The sequence below is a fragment of the Stenotrophomonas sp. STK17_22 genome, from assembly GCF_051983905.1.
GTDB classification, from domain to species: domain Bacteria; phylum Pseudomonadota; class Gammaproteobacteria; order Xanthomonadales; family Xanthomonadaceae; genus Stenotrophomonas; species Stenotrophomonas maltophilia_A.
In genome coordinates, this window is record NZ_CP197010.1 from 3,486,773 (window position 1) to 3,503,781 (window position 17,009).

At 68.0% G+C, this 17,009-nt stretch carries 19 protein-coding genes; 13 read left to right on the forward strand and 6 right to left on the reverse strand.

The features are described from left to right. Positions 1 to 22: 22 nt before the first annotated feature. Positions 23 to 1,171 (forward strand): MFS transporter, encoded by a 1,149-nt coding sequence (locus ACSYS9_RS16325; protein ID WP_071229735.1) that lies wholly within the window; start codon positions 23 to 25, stop codon positions 1,169 to 1,171. An 84-nt stretch (positions 1,172 to 1,255) separates the two neighbouring features. Here ACSYS9_RS16325 and ACSYS9_RS16330 read toward each other — a convergent pair whose 3' ends face one another. Beyond that, complete coding sequence (locus ACSYS9_RS16330) at positions 1,256 to 1,663, reverse strand: hypothetical protein (RefSeq protein WP_010486702.1); 408 nt, start codon at positions 1,661 to 1,663, stop codon at positions 1,256 to 1,258. A 354-nt stretch (positions 1,664 to 2,017) separates the two neighbouring features. On the opposite strand from ACSYS9_RS16330, the gene ACSYS9_RS16335 reads away from it, so the two are divergent. Beyond that, entirely contained in the window at positions 2,018 to 2,311 is a 294-nt protein-coding gene (locus ACSYS9_RS16335) for a hypothetical protein (RefSeq protein ID WP_071229734.1), read from the forward strand. Here ACSYS9_RS16335 and ACSYS9_RS16340 read toward each other — a convergent pair. The 3 genes from ACSYS9_RS16340 to ACSYS9_RS16350 form a co-directional block, all read right to left on the reverse strand. After that, positions 2,298 to 2,732 carry a hypothetical protein gene (locus tag ACSYS9_RS16340; RefSeq protein ID WP_071229733.1) on the reverse strand — a complete coding sequence of 145 codons (435 nt, stop codon included), beginning with the start codon at positions 2,730 to 2,732 and terminating at the stop codon, positions 2,298 to 2,300. The two genes, ACSYS9_RS16335 and ACSYS9_RS16340, sit on opposite strands and share 14 nt — an antisense overlap. A gap of 103 nt (positions 2,733 to 2,835) precedes the next feature. After that, a complete protein-coding gene (locus tag ACSYS9_RS16345) occupies positions 2,836 to 3,642 on the reverse strand; it encodes an amidohydrolase (RefSeq protein ID WP_071229732.1) in 807 nt (268 codons plus the stop codon). Positions 3,643 to 3,656: 14 nt separating this feature from the next. Then, positions 3,657 to 4,805, reverse strand: a complete 1,149-nt coding sequence (locus ACSYS9_RS16350) for a pyridoxal phosphate-dependent aminotransferase (RefSeq protein WP_032129783.1) — start codon at positions 4,803 to 4,805, stop codon at positions 3,657 to 3,659. A gap of 187 nt (positions 4,806 to 4,992) precedes the next feature. On the opposite strand from ACSYS9_RS16350, the gene ccmA reads away from it, so the two are divergent. The 11 genes from ccmA to ACSYS9_RS16405 all read left to right on the forward strand — a co-directional run bounded on the left by ccmA (position 4,993) and on the right by ACSYS9_RS16405 (position 13,350). Beyond that, a complete protein-coding gene (ccmA, locus tag ACSYS9_RS16355; protein WP_032129784.1) occupies positions 4,993 to 5,622 on the forward strand; it encodes a heme ABC exporter ATP-binding protein CcmA in 630 nt (209 codons plus the stop codon). Then, the gene (ccmB, locus tag ACSYS9_RS16360) at positions 5,619 to 6,314 is read left to right on the forward strand and encodes a heme exporter protein CcmB (RefSeq protein ID WP_005410340.1); all 696 of its coding nucleotides are present in this window, start codon (positions 5,619 to 5,621) and stop codon (positions 6,312 to 6,314) included. The genes ccmA and ccmB overlap by 4 nt, the downstream gene beginning before the upstream one ends. Positions 6,315 to 6,357: 43 nt before the next feature. Next, positions 6,358 to 7,128, forward strand: coding sequence for a heme ABC transporter permease CcmC (gene ccmC, locus ACSYS9_RS16365; protein ID WP_049460760.1), 771 nt, complete (start codon positions 6,358 to 6,360; stop codon positions 7,126 to 7,128). After that, the gene (locus ACSYS9_RS16370) at positions 7,125 to 7,313 is read left to right on the forward strand and encodes a heme exporter protein CcmD (RefSeq protein ID WP_032129786.1); all 189 of its coding nucleotides are present in this window, start codon (positions 7,125 to 7,127) and stop codon (positions 7,311 to 7,313) included. The genes ccmC and ACSYS9_RS16370 overlap by 4 nt, the downstream gene beginning before the upstream one ends. After that, positions 7,310 to 7,771 (forward strand): cytochrome c maturation protein CcmE, encoded by a 462-nt coding sequence (ccmE, locus tag ACSYS9_RS16375; protein WP_032129787.1) that lies wholly within the window; start codon positions 7,310 to 7,312, stop codon positions 7,769 to 7,771. Before ACSYS9_RS16370 ends, ccmE begins: the two co-directional genes overlap by 4 nt. Continuing rightward, a complete protein-coding gene (locus tag ACSYS9_RS16380) occupies positions 7,772 to 9,691 on the forward strand; it encodes a heme lyase CcmF/NrfE family subunit (protein WP_071229731.1) in 1,920 nt (639 codons plus the stop codon). 8 nt (positions 9,692 to 9,699) lie between these two features. Further along, positions 9,700 to 10,317, forward strand: coding sequence for a DsbE family thiol:disulfide interchange protein (locus tag ACSYS9_RS16385; protein WP_071229730.1), 618 nt, complete (start codon positions 9,700 to 9,702; stop codon positions 10,315 to 10,317). A gap of 4 nt (positions 10,318 to 10,321) precedes the next feature. Next, positions 10,322 to 10,771, forward strand: coding sequence for a cytochrome c-type biogenesis protein (locus ACSYS9_RS16390; protein ID WP_032129419.1), 450 nt, complete (start codon positions 10,322 to 10,324; stop codon positions 10,769 to 10,771). Beyond that, positions 10,765 to 11,754, forward strand: a complete 990-nt coding sequence (locus ACSYS9_RS16395; protein ID WP_071229729.1) for a tetratricopeptide repeat protein — start codon at positions 10,765 to 10,767, stop codon at positions 11,752 to 11,754. Before ACSYS9_RS16390 ends, ACSYS9_RS16395 begins: the two co-directional genes overlap by 7 nt. Before the next feature lie 138 nt (positions 11,755 to 11,892). After that, complete coding sequence (metX, locus tag ACSYS9_RS16400) at positions 11,893 to 13,005, forward strand: homoserine O-acetyltransferase MetX (protein WP_049423967.1); 1,113 nt, start codon at positions 11,893 to 11,895, stop codon at positions 13,003 to 13,005. Continuing rightward, a complete protein-coding gene (locus ACSYS9_RS16405) occupies positions 13,006 to 13,350 on the forward strand; it encodes a DUF1294 domain-containing protein (protein ID WP_440568201.1) in 345 nt (114 codons plus the stop codon). Between the two features lie 91 nt (positions 13,351 to 13,441). Here ACSYS9_RS16405 and cydC read toward each other — a convergent pair whose 3' ends face one another. Both cydC and cydD read right to left on the reverse strand, forming a co-directional pair. Then, entirely contained in the window at positions 13,442 to 15,115 is a 1,674-nt protein-coding gene (cydC, locus tag ACSYS9_RS16410; RefSeq protein WP_071229727.1) for a thiol reductant ABC exporter subunit CydC, read from the reverse strand. After that, positions 15,112 to 16,857 carry a thiol reductant ABC exporter subunit CydD gene (gene cydD / locus ACSYS9_RS16415; protein ID WP_071229726.1) on the reverse strand — a complete coding sequence of 582 codons (1,746 nt, stop codon included), beginning with the start codon at positions 16,855 to 16,857 and terminating at the stop codon, positions 15,112 to 15,114. The genes cydC and cydD overlap by 4 nt, the downstream gene beginning before the upstream one ends. Between the last annotated feature and the right edge of the window lie 152 nt (positions 16,858 to 17,009).

Here is a 17,009-nt window from a genome sequence, read left to right on the forward strand (position 1 = left end):
GCCCTGTTTCTGGAGCGCCCGCATGTCGCGCCGCCTGTTGCTGCTCACCATTGCACTGCTGATGTTTCCGCAGTTGGCACAGACCCTGTACAGCCCGGCCCTGGCCGATCTGGCCGAACGCTTCGCCCTGCCGCCGAGTGCCGCCAGCCAGGCCATGAGCCTGTACCTGTTCGGCTTCGCTGCAGGCGTGCTGCTGTGGGGGCGTCTGGCCGATCGTATCGGTCGTCGCCCTGCCCTTCTCTGTGGCCTCGGCGTTTTCGCAGCGGGCGCATTGGGCGGGCTGGTGGCTGGCAGCTTCGGCCACGTGCTGCTGGCCCAGGCGTTGGCCGCAGTCGGCGCCGCCGCCGCTTCGGTGGTGACCCAGACCGTGCTGCGCGACCATCTGCAGGGGCCAGCGTTGGCCCAGGCATTCTCTTGGATCGGCATGGCCTTGGCCCTGAGCCCGGCCATCGGTCTTGCACTGGGCACGCTGCTGGTCGCCGCCAATGGCTATGTCGGCGTACAGTCCGGCCTGCTGCTGATAGCTGTCCTGCTGGCAGTCGCATGCCTGGCTGGCCTGCGCGAAAGCCGCCCTGCACATATCCCGCACACGCCCATGCTGCCGCTGCTGCGGGAACTGCTGCACGATCGCTGGATCTGGTCACACGCGTTGCTGGTGATGGCCTTCAACGTGGCGATGTACAGCTGGTATGCACTCGGCCCCTTCGTGTTTGCGCGCCTGCACTGGCCAGCCACCTGGTTCGGCGCCAGCGGCGCGGTGCTGGCATTGGGCTCGGCACTGGGCGCGTGGGGCAATGGCCGCCTGCTGCGTGCAGGCGTTGCCGCAACCACGCGCATCCGCATCGCCGCAGGACTGGTCCTGACGGGAGGCCTGCTGGCCACGCTGCTGGATGATCACCCTGCCCTGGTCGCGGCGATGGTGCCGGTGGTGACGGGCTTCGGCCTTGCCATTCCCAATGTGCTCGGCCAGGCTCTGCGCGGCTATCCGCATTGTCTCGGCAGCGCAGGCGCGCTGTTCGGCCTGCTCTACTACCTGTTGATCGGCGCGGCAATGGCGTTGGTCGGCGCAGTGCAGCTGCTGGCACCGACCCTCATCGTGTGTGGCCTGCTGGCCTTGTGGCTGCAGCGGGATCGGTCAGTCGACGGCGGAAGGCCTGGCTGCCGATCGTAACGATGAAGGACTCGCTCCTGCTGCCACGCGGGCAGCAGGGGCCCCGAGGCCCCTGCCCCGGGGCCTGGATCAGCAAACAGCGGGTTACTGCACGTTGATCACTTCGTCCATCGGCGCGAGGAAGTTGCCAGGACTGTTGCGCGACGCCGAGATCACATAGGTCCCGGGTGTTGCGATGGTCGCGGTGCAATGGCGGATGGGCGTGGTGTTGCCACCGTCGTAATTGTCATTGGTACGGCACAGGAACTGACCATTGGCATAGACCGAGAAATTACTCGTTCCATCCACCTGGCCGCCGCCTGTGATGTAGATTTCCGACGGCGAGCCAGCCACACGCGGCAGGGTGCCGATCTCGAATCTGGCCGTCACCGGATGCGGCAACAGGCTGGGACACGGCACAACGAGTCCGCTGTCAGACAGGCAGACCTCGGCGTGGGCGATGGCGGGCGTGGCGATGAGGGCCACGAGCAGCACGGACGTTCTGAACTCCATTCCAGCGTCTCCAATGATCCCAGCAGAATCGCTGGGACGTCCCTGTTAGGCATTGTGGGGTTACTGCAGGGTCAAGGAAACGTAAATGCACTGCGCGCCCACAGCGTCGGATAGCTGCAGGACCCGCTCTGGGCGGTGCGTTGCACCGCCTCCACTGCGGTTGGCCCCTATCCCTGCCCGATGACTTCATGTCGATGCAGGATGCTCACCGCCGCGCGGCACTTTTCCGGCGCGGATCGACGCTCACACCGCATGTTAGGAATTGCTGCAAACACGAGGCATTGTGCGCCACGCCCGGAATTCACATCAGGGCGCTGGCTATCGTGCGCGCTCTCCCACACCAGGCAGATGCCCATGATCACCATTACCGCCGAACAGGCCCGCGCCAACGCCGATGCTGCCAAGCGCCCGATCGAACAGTTCTACCGCGACCTCGACAACTCGATCCAGATCGGCTCGGAGAATGGCCGCCGCTATCTCGTGTTCGCCTTCAGCCAGGTGATGGCCAGCGAGCAGCTTGTCGAAGACGTGACCGCACAACTGCTCAAGAATGGTTTCGATGTCGAACGGTTGTTGAGCGATTCCGAACAGCACTACATCCGCATCAGCTGGGGATCTGCCGAGCCGTCGCGCCTCAGCGCCGGCTGAGGGTGAACGCGGTGCCGTCCACGCCCAGGTCCCAGCCCTTGCCGGTACCGGACAGGGCCAGCGAGATGTCGCCCTTGGTCATCACCTGCGCGTTGCTGGACTTCACCGCACCGGCATGCGCGCCGACCGAGGCGTAAGTACCCAGCAGTTCGTTGACGCTGACCGCGCCGGTGAAGCTGCCACGCCCGTTGGTGATCTTCGACTTGCCCACGGTCAGGCCGCCGCCCTTCATCTGGATGCGCACCGGCATGCTGGCGCCATTGCTGCAGGTGACCGTGCCATTGCCGGAGGCGGTCTTGTAGATCAGCGACCAGCCGGACAGGTTGTAGCGCAGCTGGCAGTCGAGGTTGCCGGCGGCGTGCGCGGCCGGGGCCAGCGATGCGGCCGACAGGGCCAGCAGCAGGGCGAAGGACGTGTTCATGGCAGGACTTCCAGTTCGGTCGGACTGGCGGCGAATCTAGCAGCGCGCGCGTGCACGTTGAATGCAGGCGCGCGTGCTGGTGCGGCGGCGTTCAGGCCATCGCTCAGGCCTGCTCGTCCAGGTGGAAGGCATCGGCATCAAGCATCGCCGGGAAGCGTGCGCGGTGTGCAGCCAGCGCCTCGGCCGAGATGGTGGTGGTGACCACCTGTTCGCGCTCGCGGATTTCCACCTGCGGCTGGCCGAGGAAATCCAGCACCGCGCTGTCACCGGCGTAATGCAGCTGGTTGCCATCGACGCCGACACGGTTCACCGCAGCAACGAAGCACAGGTTCTCGATCGCACGTGCACGTAGCAGTGTCTTCCACGCATAGGCGCGTGCCGACGGCCAGTTGGCGACGAAGATCTGCAGATCGAAATCCAGCTGCTGTGGACGTTCAACGTTGTAGCGGTTGCGGCAGAACACCGGGAAACGCAGGTCGTAGCAGACCTGCGGATTGATCCGCCAGCCCTTCCATTCCACGCTCAGGCGCTCGCGGCCGGCCGCATAGCGCTCGTGCTCGCCGCCATAGCGGAACAGGTGGCGCTTGTCGTAGTACTGCAGCCCGCCATCGGGCGTGGCGAACAACAGGCGGTTGTAGACGCCCTCGCCCTCGCGCAGCTGCACGCTGCCGATCACCGCCGCGTCCAGCGCCTTGGCCTGTTCGCGCACCCATGCCACGGTCGGGCCGTCCATGCCTTCGGCCTGGGCGATGGCTTCATTGGAGAAACCACTGGTGAAGGTCTCCGGCAGGATCACCAGATCGGTGGTGCCGGCCAGCGGTGCCAGCAGCGCGCCGTAGTACTCACGGTTGCCCGCCGGGTCATGCCAGCGGGTGTCGCCCTGGACGAGGGAAATGCGCAGGTCCTGCATGTTCACGCCTCCGCTCAGAGCAGGCGCAGGCGTTCGATCGCCGCGTCCATCGTTGCTTCATTCTTGGCGAAGCACAGGCGCACCAAGCGCTGGCCGGCCGGCGGGTTCTCGTAGAACGGCGACAGCGGAATGGCAGTGACGCCCTTCTCGATGGTCAGCCACTTCACGAACTCATGGTCCGGCAGGTCGCTGATGGCCGAGTAGTCGACCAGCTGGAAGTAACCGCCCGGCACCGGCAGCGCCTTCAGCCGGGTGCTGGCCAGCTGTTCGCGGAAGCGATCGCGCTTGGCCTGGTAGAACGCACCCAGCTCCAGGTGGTGTTCGGGCTCATCGCGGATCATCGCGGCGAAGCCGTACTGCGCCGGGCCGAAGCTGGTGAAGGTGTTGTACTGGTGCACCTTGCGGAACTCGGCGGTCAGCGCCGGCGGGGCGATCGCATAGCCGATCTTCCAGCCAGTGCAGTGGTAGGTCTTGCCGAAACTGGAGATGACGAACGCGCGCTCGCGCAGTTCCGGGTAGCGCAGCGCCGATTCATGCCGGCGGCCGTCGTAGATGATGTGTTCGTACACCTCATCGGAGATCAGGTAGATCTGCGTGCCGCGCAGCAGCTCGGCCAGCGCCTGCATGTCCTGCGCCGACAGCATCGCACCGGACGGATTGTGCGGGGTGTTGACGATCAGCATGCGGGTACGCGGGGTGATCGCCGCACGCACGCGGTCCCAGTCGACGGCGAAGGTCTGCGGATCCAGCGACACATGCACGGCCTTGGCGCCGGCCAGATCGATCGCCGGTTCATAGCAGTCATACGCCGGGTCGAGCACGATCACTTCCTCGCCCGCACGCACCACAGCGTGAATAGCGTTGAAGATGGCCTCGGTGCCGCCGCTGGTGACGGTGATTTCGCTGTCCGCGTCGACCTGCGCGCCGTAGCAGTCCAACGCCTTCTGCGCGATGGCCTGGCGCAGCGGCGCCACACCCGTCATCGGCGGGTACTGGTTCAGCCCGGCGGCCATCGCCCTGGCGGTTTCATCGATCAGGCGCTGCGGTGCGGAAAAGTCCGGGAACCCCTGACCGAGGTTGACCGCGCCGTGTTCGGCGGCGAGCTGGGACATCACGGTGAAGATCGTGGTACCGACCTTGGGCAGCTTGGTGGTGGGTTGCATCGGCCTGGGGATATGGGGAGACAGACCCCTGAGTTTACGCAATCCCTGCTTCGGTAGTGCCGGCCGCTGGCCGGCAACCCCAGGCAATCTGCGACGCTGGGTCGCACCTGCCGGCCAGCGGCCGGTACTACCCAGTGAATTCACCGCTACAATTGCCGCCGCACTCCGGCATGAAGACCTTTGCCCCTTGAACACCCCTGCATTGCTGGCCGCCAGCGGCCTGAGCTTTTCCCGCAATGACGAGCCGGTGTTCGGCCCGCTGGACTTCCATGTGGACGCCGGCGAAGCCCTGCTGGTTCAAGGCGGCAATGGCGCCGGCAAGACCACCCTGCTGCGCGTGCTGGCGGGCCTGGCCCGGCCTGGTGCCGGGCAGGTGCAGATCGATGGCAGGCCGGCCGGCAATGCCGAGCGCGCGCGTTACGTCGCCTACCTCAGCCACCTGCCCGCATTGAAGCCCGATCTGGACACGCTGGAGAACCTGCATTTCCTGTGTGGCCTGCACGGCCGTCGCGCACGGCAGATGCCGGGCAACGCGCTGGCCATCGTCGGCCTGGCCGGTTATGAGGACACTCTCGTTCGGCATCTGTCCGCCGGACAGAAGCGGCGGCTGGCACTGGCACGCATCTGGCTGTCACCGGCGCCGTTGTGGCTGCTCGACGAACCCTATGCCAACCTCGACCTGGAGGGCATCACCCTGGTCAACCGGATGATTTCCGCGCATCTGCGTGCCGGCGGCGCTGCACTGGTCACCACCCACGGCGCCTATGCCGCACCGCCGGTGCGTACCCGCCAGCTCGACCTCGGCGGTACCGCATGATCGCGCCAGGCACCGAACCGGGCCTCTGGCAGACCGCGGGCGCCCTGCTCAAGCGCGACCTGCGCCTGCTCTGGCGCCGCCGCGGCGATGCGCTGCAGCCGCTGCTGTTCGCGGTACTGGTGGTGGTGCTGTTCGCGCTCGCCCAGGGCCGCGAACCGCAACTGCTGGCCGCCACCGCCGGCGCGGTGCTGTGGCTGGCGGTACTGCTGGCCGGCCAGCTGTCGCTGGATTCGCTGTTCCGCTCCGATGCCGAAGACGGCTCGCTGGAGCAATGGCTGCTGGCGCCGGTGCCGCTGGCCTGGCTGGTGCTGGTGCGCGTGCTGCTGCACTGGGCCACCACTGCGCTGCCGCTGATCGTGGTCAGCCCGTTGCTGGCCGAAATGCTGCATCTGCCGCATGACCAGCTGCCGATGTTGCTGGCATCGTTGCTGCTGGGAACACCGTTGCTGAGCCTGATCGGTGGCGTGGTCGCTGCACTGACCGTAGGCATCCGGCGCTCTGGTATTCTCGTGGCGTTGCTGTCGTTGCCGCTGTACGTGCCGGTGCTGGTGTTCGGTGCAGGCAGCCTGGCAGCGGCGGGACGCGGACAGGATCCGGTCGGTGCGCTGCTGATGCTGGGCGCCGGCCTGCTGCTCGCGCTGGTGCTGGCGCCGTTGGCCACCGCCGCTGCAATACGTATTTCTCTGAGTTGACCGAGCTGAGAGCCAATCCACCCCTGCTGGATAGCCGCCACGCATGAATCCGATTGTCCGCTGGTTCCACCAACTCGGTTCGCCCCCCACGTTCGACCGATTCGCTGCCCGCTGGTCGCGGGTGTTCTACCTCGCGGCGGTCCCGGTGCTGCTGGTCGGCATGTGGCAGGCGCTGCTGGTGGTGCCGCCGGAAGCCAAGCAGCTGGACAGCTTCCGCATCCTCTACATCCACGTGCCCAGCGCCTGGATGAGCCTGTTCGTGTTCGCGCTGATGGCGCTGTATGCCGCCATCGCCCTGATCTGGCGGATCAAGGTCTGCGAGATCCTGGCCATGGCCTGCGCACCGATGGGTGCCGGTTTCACCCTGATCACCCTGCTCACCGGCAGCATCTGGGGCAAGGGTACCTGGGGCACCTGGTGGGACTGGGACCCGCGCATGACCAGTGAGCTGGTGCTGCTGTTCCTCTACCTGGGCGTGATCGGCCTGTATCACGCCATCGAGGACCGCCGCAGCGCCGCACGCGCGGCTGGCCTGCTGGCCATCGTCGGAGTCAGCCTGCTGCCGGTGATCCGCTACTCGGTGGACTGGTGGGGCGGCCTGCACCAGCGCCAGTCGATCAACGTGTTCGGTGAATCGGCGATCAGCAGCGCGATGATCGCGCCACTGTGGTGGATGGTGATCGGCACCAAGTTCTGGTTCGCTGGTTCGGTGCTGGCCAAGGCCCGCGCCGACAATCTCGACCGCGAGGCCGGCAAGGCCTGGGTCGGTGGTCGCGTCGATGCCGCACGTGCGGCCGGGGAGGCCCAATCATGACCCACCTGCCCTATGTGATCGGCGCCTACGCCGTGTTCGTGCTGGTACTCGGCGCCGATGCCATCGGTTCGTGGCTGCGCCTGCGCGTGGCACGCCGGTTGGCGCTGGCACGCCAGCAGCGGCAGCAGACCCGCGCCGTCAAACAGGACGCTGCGGCGCCGCTGTCGACGGAGCTGGAACGATGACGCCGGTACAACGTCGCCGCCTGGTCTGGGTACTGCTGGCCCTGCTCGCCTCCGGGCTGGCCACCGCGCTGGTGGCGATGGCGCTGGAACGCAACATCGCCTACCTGTACACGCCTTCGGAAGTGCTGCGCGGCGATGTCGATGCGCAGTCGCGGTTCCGCCTGGGCGGCATGGTGGTGAAGGGCTCCTTCAACCGCCCGGTCGGTTCGCTGGAAGCACGTTTTGAAGTGACCGACGGCGATGCCCAGCTGGCGGTGACCACGTCGCGGATCCTGCCGGACATGTTCGCCGAAGGCACCGCAGTGGTCGCCAGTGGCCGCCTGCAGGACGATGTGTTCGTCGCCGACGAGGTGCTGGCCAAGCACGATGAGAAGTACGTGCCCAAGGAAGTGGCCGACAAGATGGGCGACGCCCATCGCAAGCATGACGTGCCGGTGACGGCACCCGAGGTGCGCTGAGTGCTGCCCGAACTGGGTCAGATCCTGCTGTTGTGCGCGCTGCTGGCCTCGCTGCTGCAGGCTGGCCTGCCGCTGGTCGGCGCGCATCGCGGCAACACGGCATGGATGGCGGTGGCACGGCCAGCCGCCTTCGCACAGCTGCTGCTGCTCGCCGGCGCCTTCGCGGTGCTCACCGCTGCGTTCGTGCAGCAGGACTTCTCGGTGCGCTACGTGGCCGAGAACTCCAATTCGCTGCTGCCGATGATCTACCGCTACTCGGCGGTGTGGGGTGCGCACGAGGGCTCACTGCTGATGTGGGCGCTGGTGCTGGCGCTGTGGACCGGCGCGGTGGCGCTGTTCTCGCGGCACCTGCCGGCACCGGTGCAGGCGCGTGTACTGGCGGTGATGGGCATCGTCAGCGTCGGATTCCTCGCCTTCCTGATCTTCACCTCCAACCCGTTCCTGCGCCTGAATCCGGCCCCGCTGGAAGGCCGTGATCTCAACCCGCTGCTGCAGGACCCGGGCCTGATCATCCATCCGCCGATGCTGTACATCGGTTACGTGGGCTTTGCTGTGCCGTTCGCGTTCGCGGTGGCGGCACTGCTGGAAGGCCGCGTCGACGCGCGCTGGCTGCGCTGGACGCGGCCGTGGACCAACGTCGCCTGGGGCTTCCTGACCCTGGGCATCGCGCTGGGCAGCTGGTGGGCGTATTACGAGCTCGGCTGGGGCGGCTGGTGGTTCTGGGACCCGGTGGAGAATGCGAGCTTCATGCCGTGGCTGGTCGGTGCGGCGCTGATCCACTCGCAGGCGGTCACTGAGAAGCGCGGCACTTTCGGCAGCTGGACCCTGCTGCTGGCGATCGCGGCCTTCGCGCTGTCGCTGCTCGGCACCTTCCTGGTGCGCTCCGGTGTGCTGACCAGCGTGCATTCGTTCGCTGCAGATCCGTCGCGAGGCCTGTTCATCCTGGTGTTCCTGTCGGTGCTGGTCGGCGGCAGCCTGCTGCTGTACGCGCTGCGCGCCAGCCAGCTCAGCGTGGACGCCGACGATCCGCGCCGTGGCTTCACCGCCACCTCGCGCGAGACCCTGCTGCTGGCCAACAACCTGCTGCTGGCCACCGCCTGCGCGATGGTGCTGCTCGGCACACTGTATCCGTTGCTGGCCGATGCACTGTCGCTGGGCAAGATCTCGGTCGGCCCGCCCTACTTCGGCAGCCTGTTCCTGCTGCTGATGGCACCGATGATCCTGCTGCTGCCGTTCGGCCCGCTGGTGAAGTGGCAACGCGACCAGCCCTCGCGCGCGTTCGCGCTGCTGGCACCCTGGCTGGGGCTGGCGGTGCTGCTGGGTGCGCTGGCCTGGTGGCAGGCGCCGCAGAACGGCTGGAAGGCCGGTCTCGGTGTCGCTGCCGCGGTCTGGGTCGGCTTCGGTACCGCACGTTTCGTCTGGCAGCGACTGCGCGGCAATGGCCGCTTCACCGCCGAAATGCTCGGCATGATCGTCGCCCATGCCGGCATCGCCGTGTTCCTGGCCGGTGCGCTGCTGGTGGAAGCCCTGAACGTACAGCGTGAAGTGGCGCTGGCACCGGGCCAGCAGGTGGTGGTCGGCCGCCACGAAGTACGCTTCGAGGGCGTGGACCATCGCGAAGGACCGAACTTCATCGCCGACCGCGGCCACCTGCGCGTGTTCCGCAACGGCCGCGAGCTGGCCCTGCTGCATCCGGAAAAGCGCCAGTACGCCAGCGGCGGCCAGGTGATGACCGAGGCCGGCATCGATGCACGCCTCGATGGTGATGTCTACGTGGCATTGGGCGAGCCGCTGGGCAACAATGCATGGGCGGTCCGGGTGCACATCAAGCCGTTCGTGCGCTGGATCTGGCTGGGCGCGCTGTTGATGGCCCTGGGCGGATTCATCACCGCCGCCGACCGCCGCTTCCGTCGTCCGTAGGAGTTTCCATGTCCGAGTCCCCCGCCCCGCGCCCCTCCCGCCCGCTGCCGCCGGTAGCCATCGTGATCGGCGTGCTGTTCTTCTTCGGCCTGCTCGGGCTGATGATCTACGGGGTGATGAAATCGGGCGATCCGCAGCGCGACGTGCTGCCATCGGCGCTGATCGACAAGCCGGCGCCGGCGTTCGCGCTGCCGGTGCTGCACGACCCGGAAATGATTGTGCACAGCGACGATCTGCGCGGCGCGCCTTACCTGTTGAACGTGTGGGGCAGCTGGTGCGCGGCCTGCCGCGAGGAACACCCGGTGCTGACCCGTTTCGCCGAGAGCAAGCGCGTGCGCGTGATCGGCTACAACTGGAAGGATGAACCGACCGATGCCCTGCATTGGCTGGAACAGCTGGGCAACCCGTTCATGGTCGTGCTCAGCGACGTGGAAGGCCGCACCGCGATCGACTGGGGCGTGACCGCCGCACCGGAGACCTTCCTGGTCGACGGCAGCGGCGTCGTGCGCTGGAAGTACAGCGGTGCGATGACCCAGCGCGTGGTCGACGAGAAGCTGATCCCGGCACTGGAGAAGATCGAGAAGGCCCAGGGCAATGCCGGCAGCACGCTGCACACGGCGCCCTGAGCCCATGCGCTGGCTGCTGGCATTGCTGCTTCTGATGCTGCCCCTGGCCGTGCTGGCACAGCAGCCGTTGCATGATCCGCAGCCACTGCAGTTCCGCGATGGCGCCGAAGAGCGCCGCTTCCACGACCTGGCCGCGCAGCTGCGCTGCGTGCAGTGCCAGAACCAGTCGTTGGCCGACTCGAACGCGCAGATCGCGCAGGACCTGCGCCGCGAGGTGCTGCAGCTGATGCAGCAGGGCCGCGACGACGCACAGATCAAGCAGTTCCTGGTCGCGCGCTACGGTGAGTTCGTGCTCTATCAACCGCCTCTGCAGCCGGGCACCTGGCTGCTGTGGGGCGGTCCGCTGCTGGTGCTGGGCGCCGGCGCGCTGGTGGTACTGGGCATCGTCCGCCGCCGTGGCCGCACGGTTGCTGCCGCCCCCGCCAGCAAGACCGATGAAGGAGACGGATGGTGAGCCATTGGCTGCCGATGCTGGCTGGACTGGTGGCCGCACTGATGGCGGCGCTGGTGCTGTGGCCGCTGCGCCACCACGGTCGCCGCGGTTTCGTGGTGGGCGTGCTCGCGCTGGGCGTGGCCGGTGCCTGCCTGTATCTGCTGGTTGGTGATCCGCGTGCAGCACAGGTACAACCGACGCCGTCGGTAGCCACCCTGCGCGATGGTGTGCAGGCCCTGCAGGATGCACTGCAGCGAGACCCGCAGCGAGCCGATGGCTGGGCGTTGCTGGGCCGGTCGCAGGCCGAACTGGGCAACGCCGCCGCCGCAGCGGAGGCCTTCGCACGTGCTGCCGCTCTCGCCCCGGAAGACCCCGGCGTGCTGGTGGAAGCGGCGCAGGCACGTGCGCAGGCCGATGCCGGCAAGCAGTTCGATGACACCGCGATGGCCTGGTTGCAGCAGGCCCGTGCGCTGGCGCCCGATGCAGAGCGCGCCAGCTGGCTGCTGGGCATCGCCCTGCGCCAGCGCGGAAAGAATGCCGAGGCTGCCGACATCTGGAGCGGCCTGCTGCCACGGCTTGAGCCCGGCGCCGCGCAGGCGCTGCAGGCGCAGATCGCCATCGCCCGCGAAGCCGCCGGCCAGGCGCCCGATGCTGCCGCTGCGACGCCACCGGCGCTGCTGCAGGTGCGCGTGCAGCTGCCTGCGCTGAACAACGCTGAGTGGCCCACCAGCACCCAGGTATTCGTGCTGGCCCGCGCCGTGGGTGGACCGCCGATGCCGGTGGCCGCACGCAAGCTGCCTCTGGCCGATTTCCCGGCCACGGTCGGGCTGGGCGACGCAGACAGCCCGATGCCGACCGCACCGTTGTCCGCGCATCGCGAAGTAGAAGTGCTGGCACGCATCTCGCGCAGCGGCAGTGCCAACCGCAGCGAGGACGATCTGCAGAGCGTGCCGGTGAAGGTGAGCCTGCCGCATGAAGGCGTGGTGGAGCTGCGGTTCCCGTAGTGCCGGCCGCTGGCCGGCAACCACGCGGGCGCATCCAGATTCATGAGGTTGCCGGCCAGCGGCCGGCACTACCGGGTGCATCGCCGATGGAAACCAGCGTGTCGCCAGCTCCACATGCGGCCCCGCTAGAATGCGTGCATGACCGAATTCATTCCGCCCGGCACCCGCTTCCACGCCCTGCCCTCGCCGTTCCCGTTCAAGCGCGGTGGCGCCCTGCACGGCGCACGCGTGGCCTACGAAACCTGGGGAACGCTGGCCGCCGACGCCAGCAACGCGATCCTGATCGTGACCGGCCTGTCGCCGGATGCACACGCCGCGGCCAATGACGCCAACTCCGCACCGGGCTGGTGGGAAGGCATGGTCGGCCCCGGCAAGCCGATCGATACCGACCGCTGGTTCGTGGTCTGCGTGAATTCGCTGGGCAGCTGCAAGGGCTCGACCGGTCCCGCCTCGCTCAACCCGGCCACGGGCCAACCGTATCGCCTCGACTTCCCCGAGCTGTCGATCGAAGACGGCGCACGCGCCGCGATCGAAGTCGTGCGTGCACTAGGCATCGAACAGCTGGCCTGCGTGGTCGGCAATTCAATGGGCGGCATGACCGCACTCGCGGTACTGATGCTGCACCCGGGCATTGCGCGCAGCCACGTCAACATTTCCGGCAGTGCGCAGGCACTGCCGTTCTCGATCGCGATACGTTCGCTGCAGCGCGAGGCGATCCGCCTTGATCCGCGCTGGAATGGCGGTCACTACGACGATGCCGAGTATCCCGAGTCCGGCATGCGCATGGCGCGCAAGCTGGGCGTGATCACCTACCGTTCGGCACTGGAATGGGATGGCCGCTTCGGCCGCGTGCGGCTGGATTCGGACCAGGCCGACGACGATCCGTTCGGCCTGGAATTCCAGGTGGAAAGCTACCTGGAAGGCCATGCCCGGCGCTTCGTGCGCTTCTTCGATCCGAACTGCTACCTCTACCTGAGCCGCTCGATGGACTGGTTCGACCTGGCCGAATACGCCGACGGTGATGTGCTGGCCGGGCTGGCGAAGATCCGGGTGGAGAAGGCGCTGGCGATCGGCGCCAACACCGACATCCTGTTCCCGGTGCAGCAGCAGCAACAGGTCGCCGACGGCCTGCGCGCAGGCGGTGCCGATGCGCGCTTCATCGGCCTGGAGTCGCCGCAGGGCCATGACGCCTTCCTCGTCGATTTCGAGCGTTTCGGCCCGGCCGTGCGCGGCTTCCTCGACGCGCTGTAAGTGGCATGGCGGCGTAACCTCGCGCTGGCCGCATTCGGTGCGTTGATCGCACTGACGGTCAGCGGCGTGCTGCCGCTGTGGCTGGGCGGTTGGTGCCTGCTCGCCAGCGCGGTGTCGTTCGGCCTGTACGGCCACGACAAGCGCGCGGCGCAGCGAAAGCAGTGGCGTATTCCCGAGCGCACACTGCAGTTGCTGGCCTTTGCCGGCGGTTGGCCGAGCGCGCTGCTGGGCCAGGCGCTGTTCCGCCACAAGCATCGCAAAGCCGAATTCCAGTGGGTGTTCTGGCTGTGCGTGCTGGCCAACGTGGCCTCGATTGCGGTGATGCTGCGCGAGTTCTCGCGGTAACCCTTCGAATGGGTAGTGCCGGCCGCTGGCCGGCAATTGCGTATCCATATCAAGCGCCATGAGGTTGCCGGCCAGCGGCCGGCACTACCATTCACGCTTCGCGCACCAGAACCCCATCACGCAACCGGTACTGCGCATCCACCACGCCGTCGGGCAGGTCGTCGTGGGTGATCATCAGCAGGCTGCGCCCGTCCAGCAACCCGGAGAGGTCCTGCAGCAACGCACGTGCGGTATCCACGTCCAGGCCTTCGGTCGGTTCGTCCAGCAGCAGGATCGGCGCATTGCGCAGCAGCGCGCGCGCCAGCGCCAGGCGTCGTGCCTGGCCGGCCGACATCGTCGCGCCGTTCTCGCCCACCCAGGCCTGCAGGCCACCGTTGCGCTCGGCCCACTCGCCCAGGCGCACGCGACGCAGTACCGCCCACAACGCTGCGTCACTGGCATCGGGATCACCCAATCGCAGGTTCTCGGCCACGCTGCCGGCAAACACCGGCGCGTTCTGCGGCAGCCACGCCAGTTGCCGGTGCCAGTCGGCCTGGGCGAAATCACGCAGGTCGCGGCCCCCGTAGGTCAACCGTCCCTGTTGCGGATCCCATAACCGCAGCAGCAGGCTCGACAGGGTGGTCTTGCCACTGCCGCTGTCGCCGCGAATCGCGATCCGCTCGCCCGGCGCCAGGGTCAGCTGCAGGCCGGACAACACCGGCCGCGCCGCACCGGGCCACTGGAAGTGCACGTCATCCCAATGCACGCGCGCGGCCTGCGGCACCGCCTGCGGCGCCTGCGGGTCCTCCACCGTCGGCGGTTGCTCGACGATGGCCTGCAGGCGATCGGCGGCGATGCGCCCGGACTGCAGCGACTGCCAGGCCAGGCCCATGCCGGCCCACAGTTCGATCAGTGCCACGGTGAGGAACACCAGACCCGCTGCCATTTCCGGCGCGATGCGCTGCTGTTCGGCCGCATGCAGGGCCAACGCCAGCATCGCCACCAGGCCCAGTCCGGCGACCAGGCCATGCAGGGTCGAGGCCGCGATCAGGCGCCAGCGCCGACGACGATCCCGCGAAGCCAGCTGCTTGGCGGCCACGCGCACCTTCAACTGCCACGCTGCACCGGCATGCAACGCGGCCAGATCACCCGCGCCCTCCAGTCCTTCGAAGGCTGCGGTACGCAGGGCAGCACGATGCGCGGCACGGTCGGCCTCCTCATCGTCGCGACCACGCACGCCCAGCCACGGCACACCGAAGGCGATCAGCAACGCTAGCACCGCCAGCAGTACCGCCGCAGACGGCAGGATCACAGCGGCCGAGGCGATCGCCACCAGTGACAGCGCACCCAGCGCCACCAGCGGCCCGATCGCACGCACCAGCAGGCCATCCACCTCATTGATGTCACCCAGCAGGCGTGCCAGCAGTTCGCCGGTACGCGTGGCCCCCAGCCGCGCCGGCGCCAGTGGCAGCGCGCGGCGGAAGAACCACACGCGCAGGTCGCGGGCGATGCGCAGCGTGGCATCGTGGCCGACCAGCTTCTCGAAGTAGCGCGACACGATGCGCGCCATGGTCAGGCCGCGGATGCCGGCCGACGGCGAAAAGAAGTTGAAGCCCTGCGCCAGCCCGGCCGCACCGGCCAGCGCAGCGGCGGTCAGGAAGCCACCGGACAGGCCCAGCAGGGCGGTGCCGGCCAGCATCGTGATCCACAGCAGCAGCATGGTCAGCAGCAGGCGCGGCCGGTGGCGCAGGAACACCGCGCGCAGCGAATCAGGCGAGCGGCTCATGCGCGCACCGCCTGTGCCGGTTCCACCAGGCGGCCTTCCGGCAACAGCAGGCAACGGTCAGCCCACGCGATCACCGCCGGGCTGTGGGTGGCGACCACCACGCTGCGGCCACGTGCATACGCGGCCAGGCTGCGCAGCAGTGCGGCCTCGGTATCGGCATCGAGGAACGCGGTGGGCTCGTCCAGCAGCAGCACCTGCGGATCACGCAGCAACAGGCGGGCCAGGCCGATGCGGCGGGCTTCGCCGCCGGACAGGCCGAAGCCACGTTCGCCGATCACCGTATCCAGGCCCTGTGGCAGGCGCTGTGCGAACTGCAGCACCTGCGAGGCCTCGGCCACTGCGCGCAACCGCGCATCGCTGGCGCCGGGATCTGCCAGGCGCAGGTTGTCGGCGATGCTGCCGTGGAACAGGTACGGTCGCTGGCTGGCATAGGCCACCTGCACGCCGGGCCGCAGCTGCAGCTTGCCGGCACGCGGCGGCAACCAGCCGGCCAGCGCCTCAAGCAACGTGCTTTTGCCGGACCCGCTGGGACCGACCAGGGCCAGGCGCTGGCCCGGCTCCAGCAGCAGGTCCAGATCCTGCAGCACGTCCTGCGGCGCGCCCAACGGGCGCAGCACCAGCCCCTGCGCCTGCAGCGGCGGCAATGCGGCCTCGGCCGGCTCCGCCGCCAGCGGCGCGATCTCGTTCTCGATCAGGCCCTGCTCATCGGGCAGCGACTGCAGCAGGCGCTCCACCTCGGCGGCGGCAGCCAGTGCGTTGGCACGATCGTGGTAGTGCGCGGCCAGACGCCGCAGCGGCGCGTAGAACTCCGGCGCCAGGAGCAGGCAGAACAGCCCGGCGCCCAGCGTCGGCACTGCTGCATGCAGCGTCATCAGGCCCAGATAACTCAGGCCCAGGTACAGCGCAACCATCGCCACGCTCACCGAGGCGAAGAATTCCAGCACCGTGGACGACAGGAAGGCGATGCGCAGCACCTTCATCGTACGCACGCGCACGCCTTCGGCGGCGGCCGCGATGCCGTCCAGTTCGGCCTCGCCCCGGCCATACAGGCGCAGCAGGCCCAGACCCTTGATGCGGTCGGCGAAGTGGCCGCTCATCCGCGCCAGCTCGCCCAGCTGCGCACGGCCGGCGGCTTCAGCGCCCCAGCCCACCAGCATCATGAAGAACGGCACCAGCGGTGCGGTGAACAGCAGGATCAGCGCTACCACCCAATCCACCCAGGCCACTGCGGCCAGGATCAGCAGCGGCACCACCACCACTTCGGTGCGCACCGGCAGGAAGCCGCTGTAATAGCTCTCGATCGCATCACCGTGATGAAGCATCAGTTCGCCCAGCTCGCCGGTGCGGCGCTGGCGCAGCCACAGCGGCCCATGCCCAAGCAGGCGCGCGAACACACGCTCGCGCAGCGCCAACCGCGCGGCATCGGCCACATCACCGGCAGCCGCCTGGGTGGCGCTGCCCAGCAGCGTGCGCAGCACCAGGATCACCGCCAGCCCAGCGAGCACCGGCAGGCCCGACGCCAGCGGTGCGCGCTCCACCAGCACCTGCTGCACCAGCCAGGCGATGGCAGCGGCCTGGCCGATCAGCAGCGCGCCGGACAGGCTGATGCACAGCGCCGCCAGCCGCTGGCGACCTCGAGCGGAGCGCGCTAGATCGGCCAGCCATACGGTGCGGGCACGCCGCTGGCGGGTCGTTTCGGCTTCCGGGGAAAGGCCGTCAGGGGTCGTTTCGGCAGCGCTCAAGGGGTCTTCACGGGTAACAGGGGAGACACTGCATTGTAGGCGCAGGCAACAGCCTCCCCCTGCGGCCGGCGGTCGCAGTCTTCATCGGGTTGGCATACGATCCTCCTGAATACCCATTCATACATTGATCTGGATCAAGGCTGTTTGAAGTA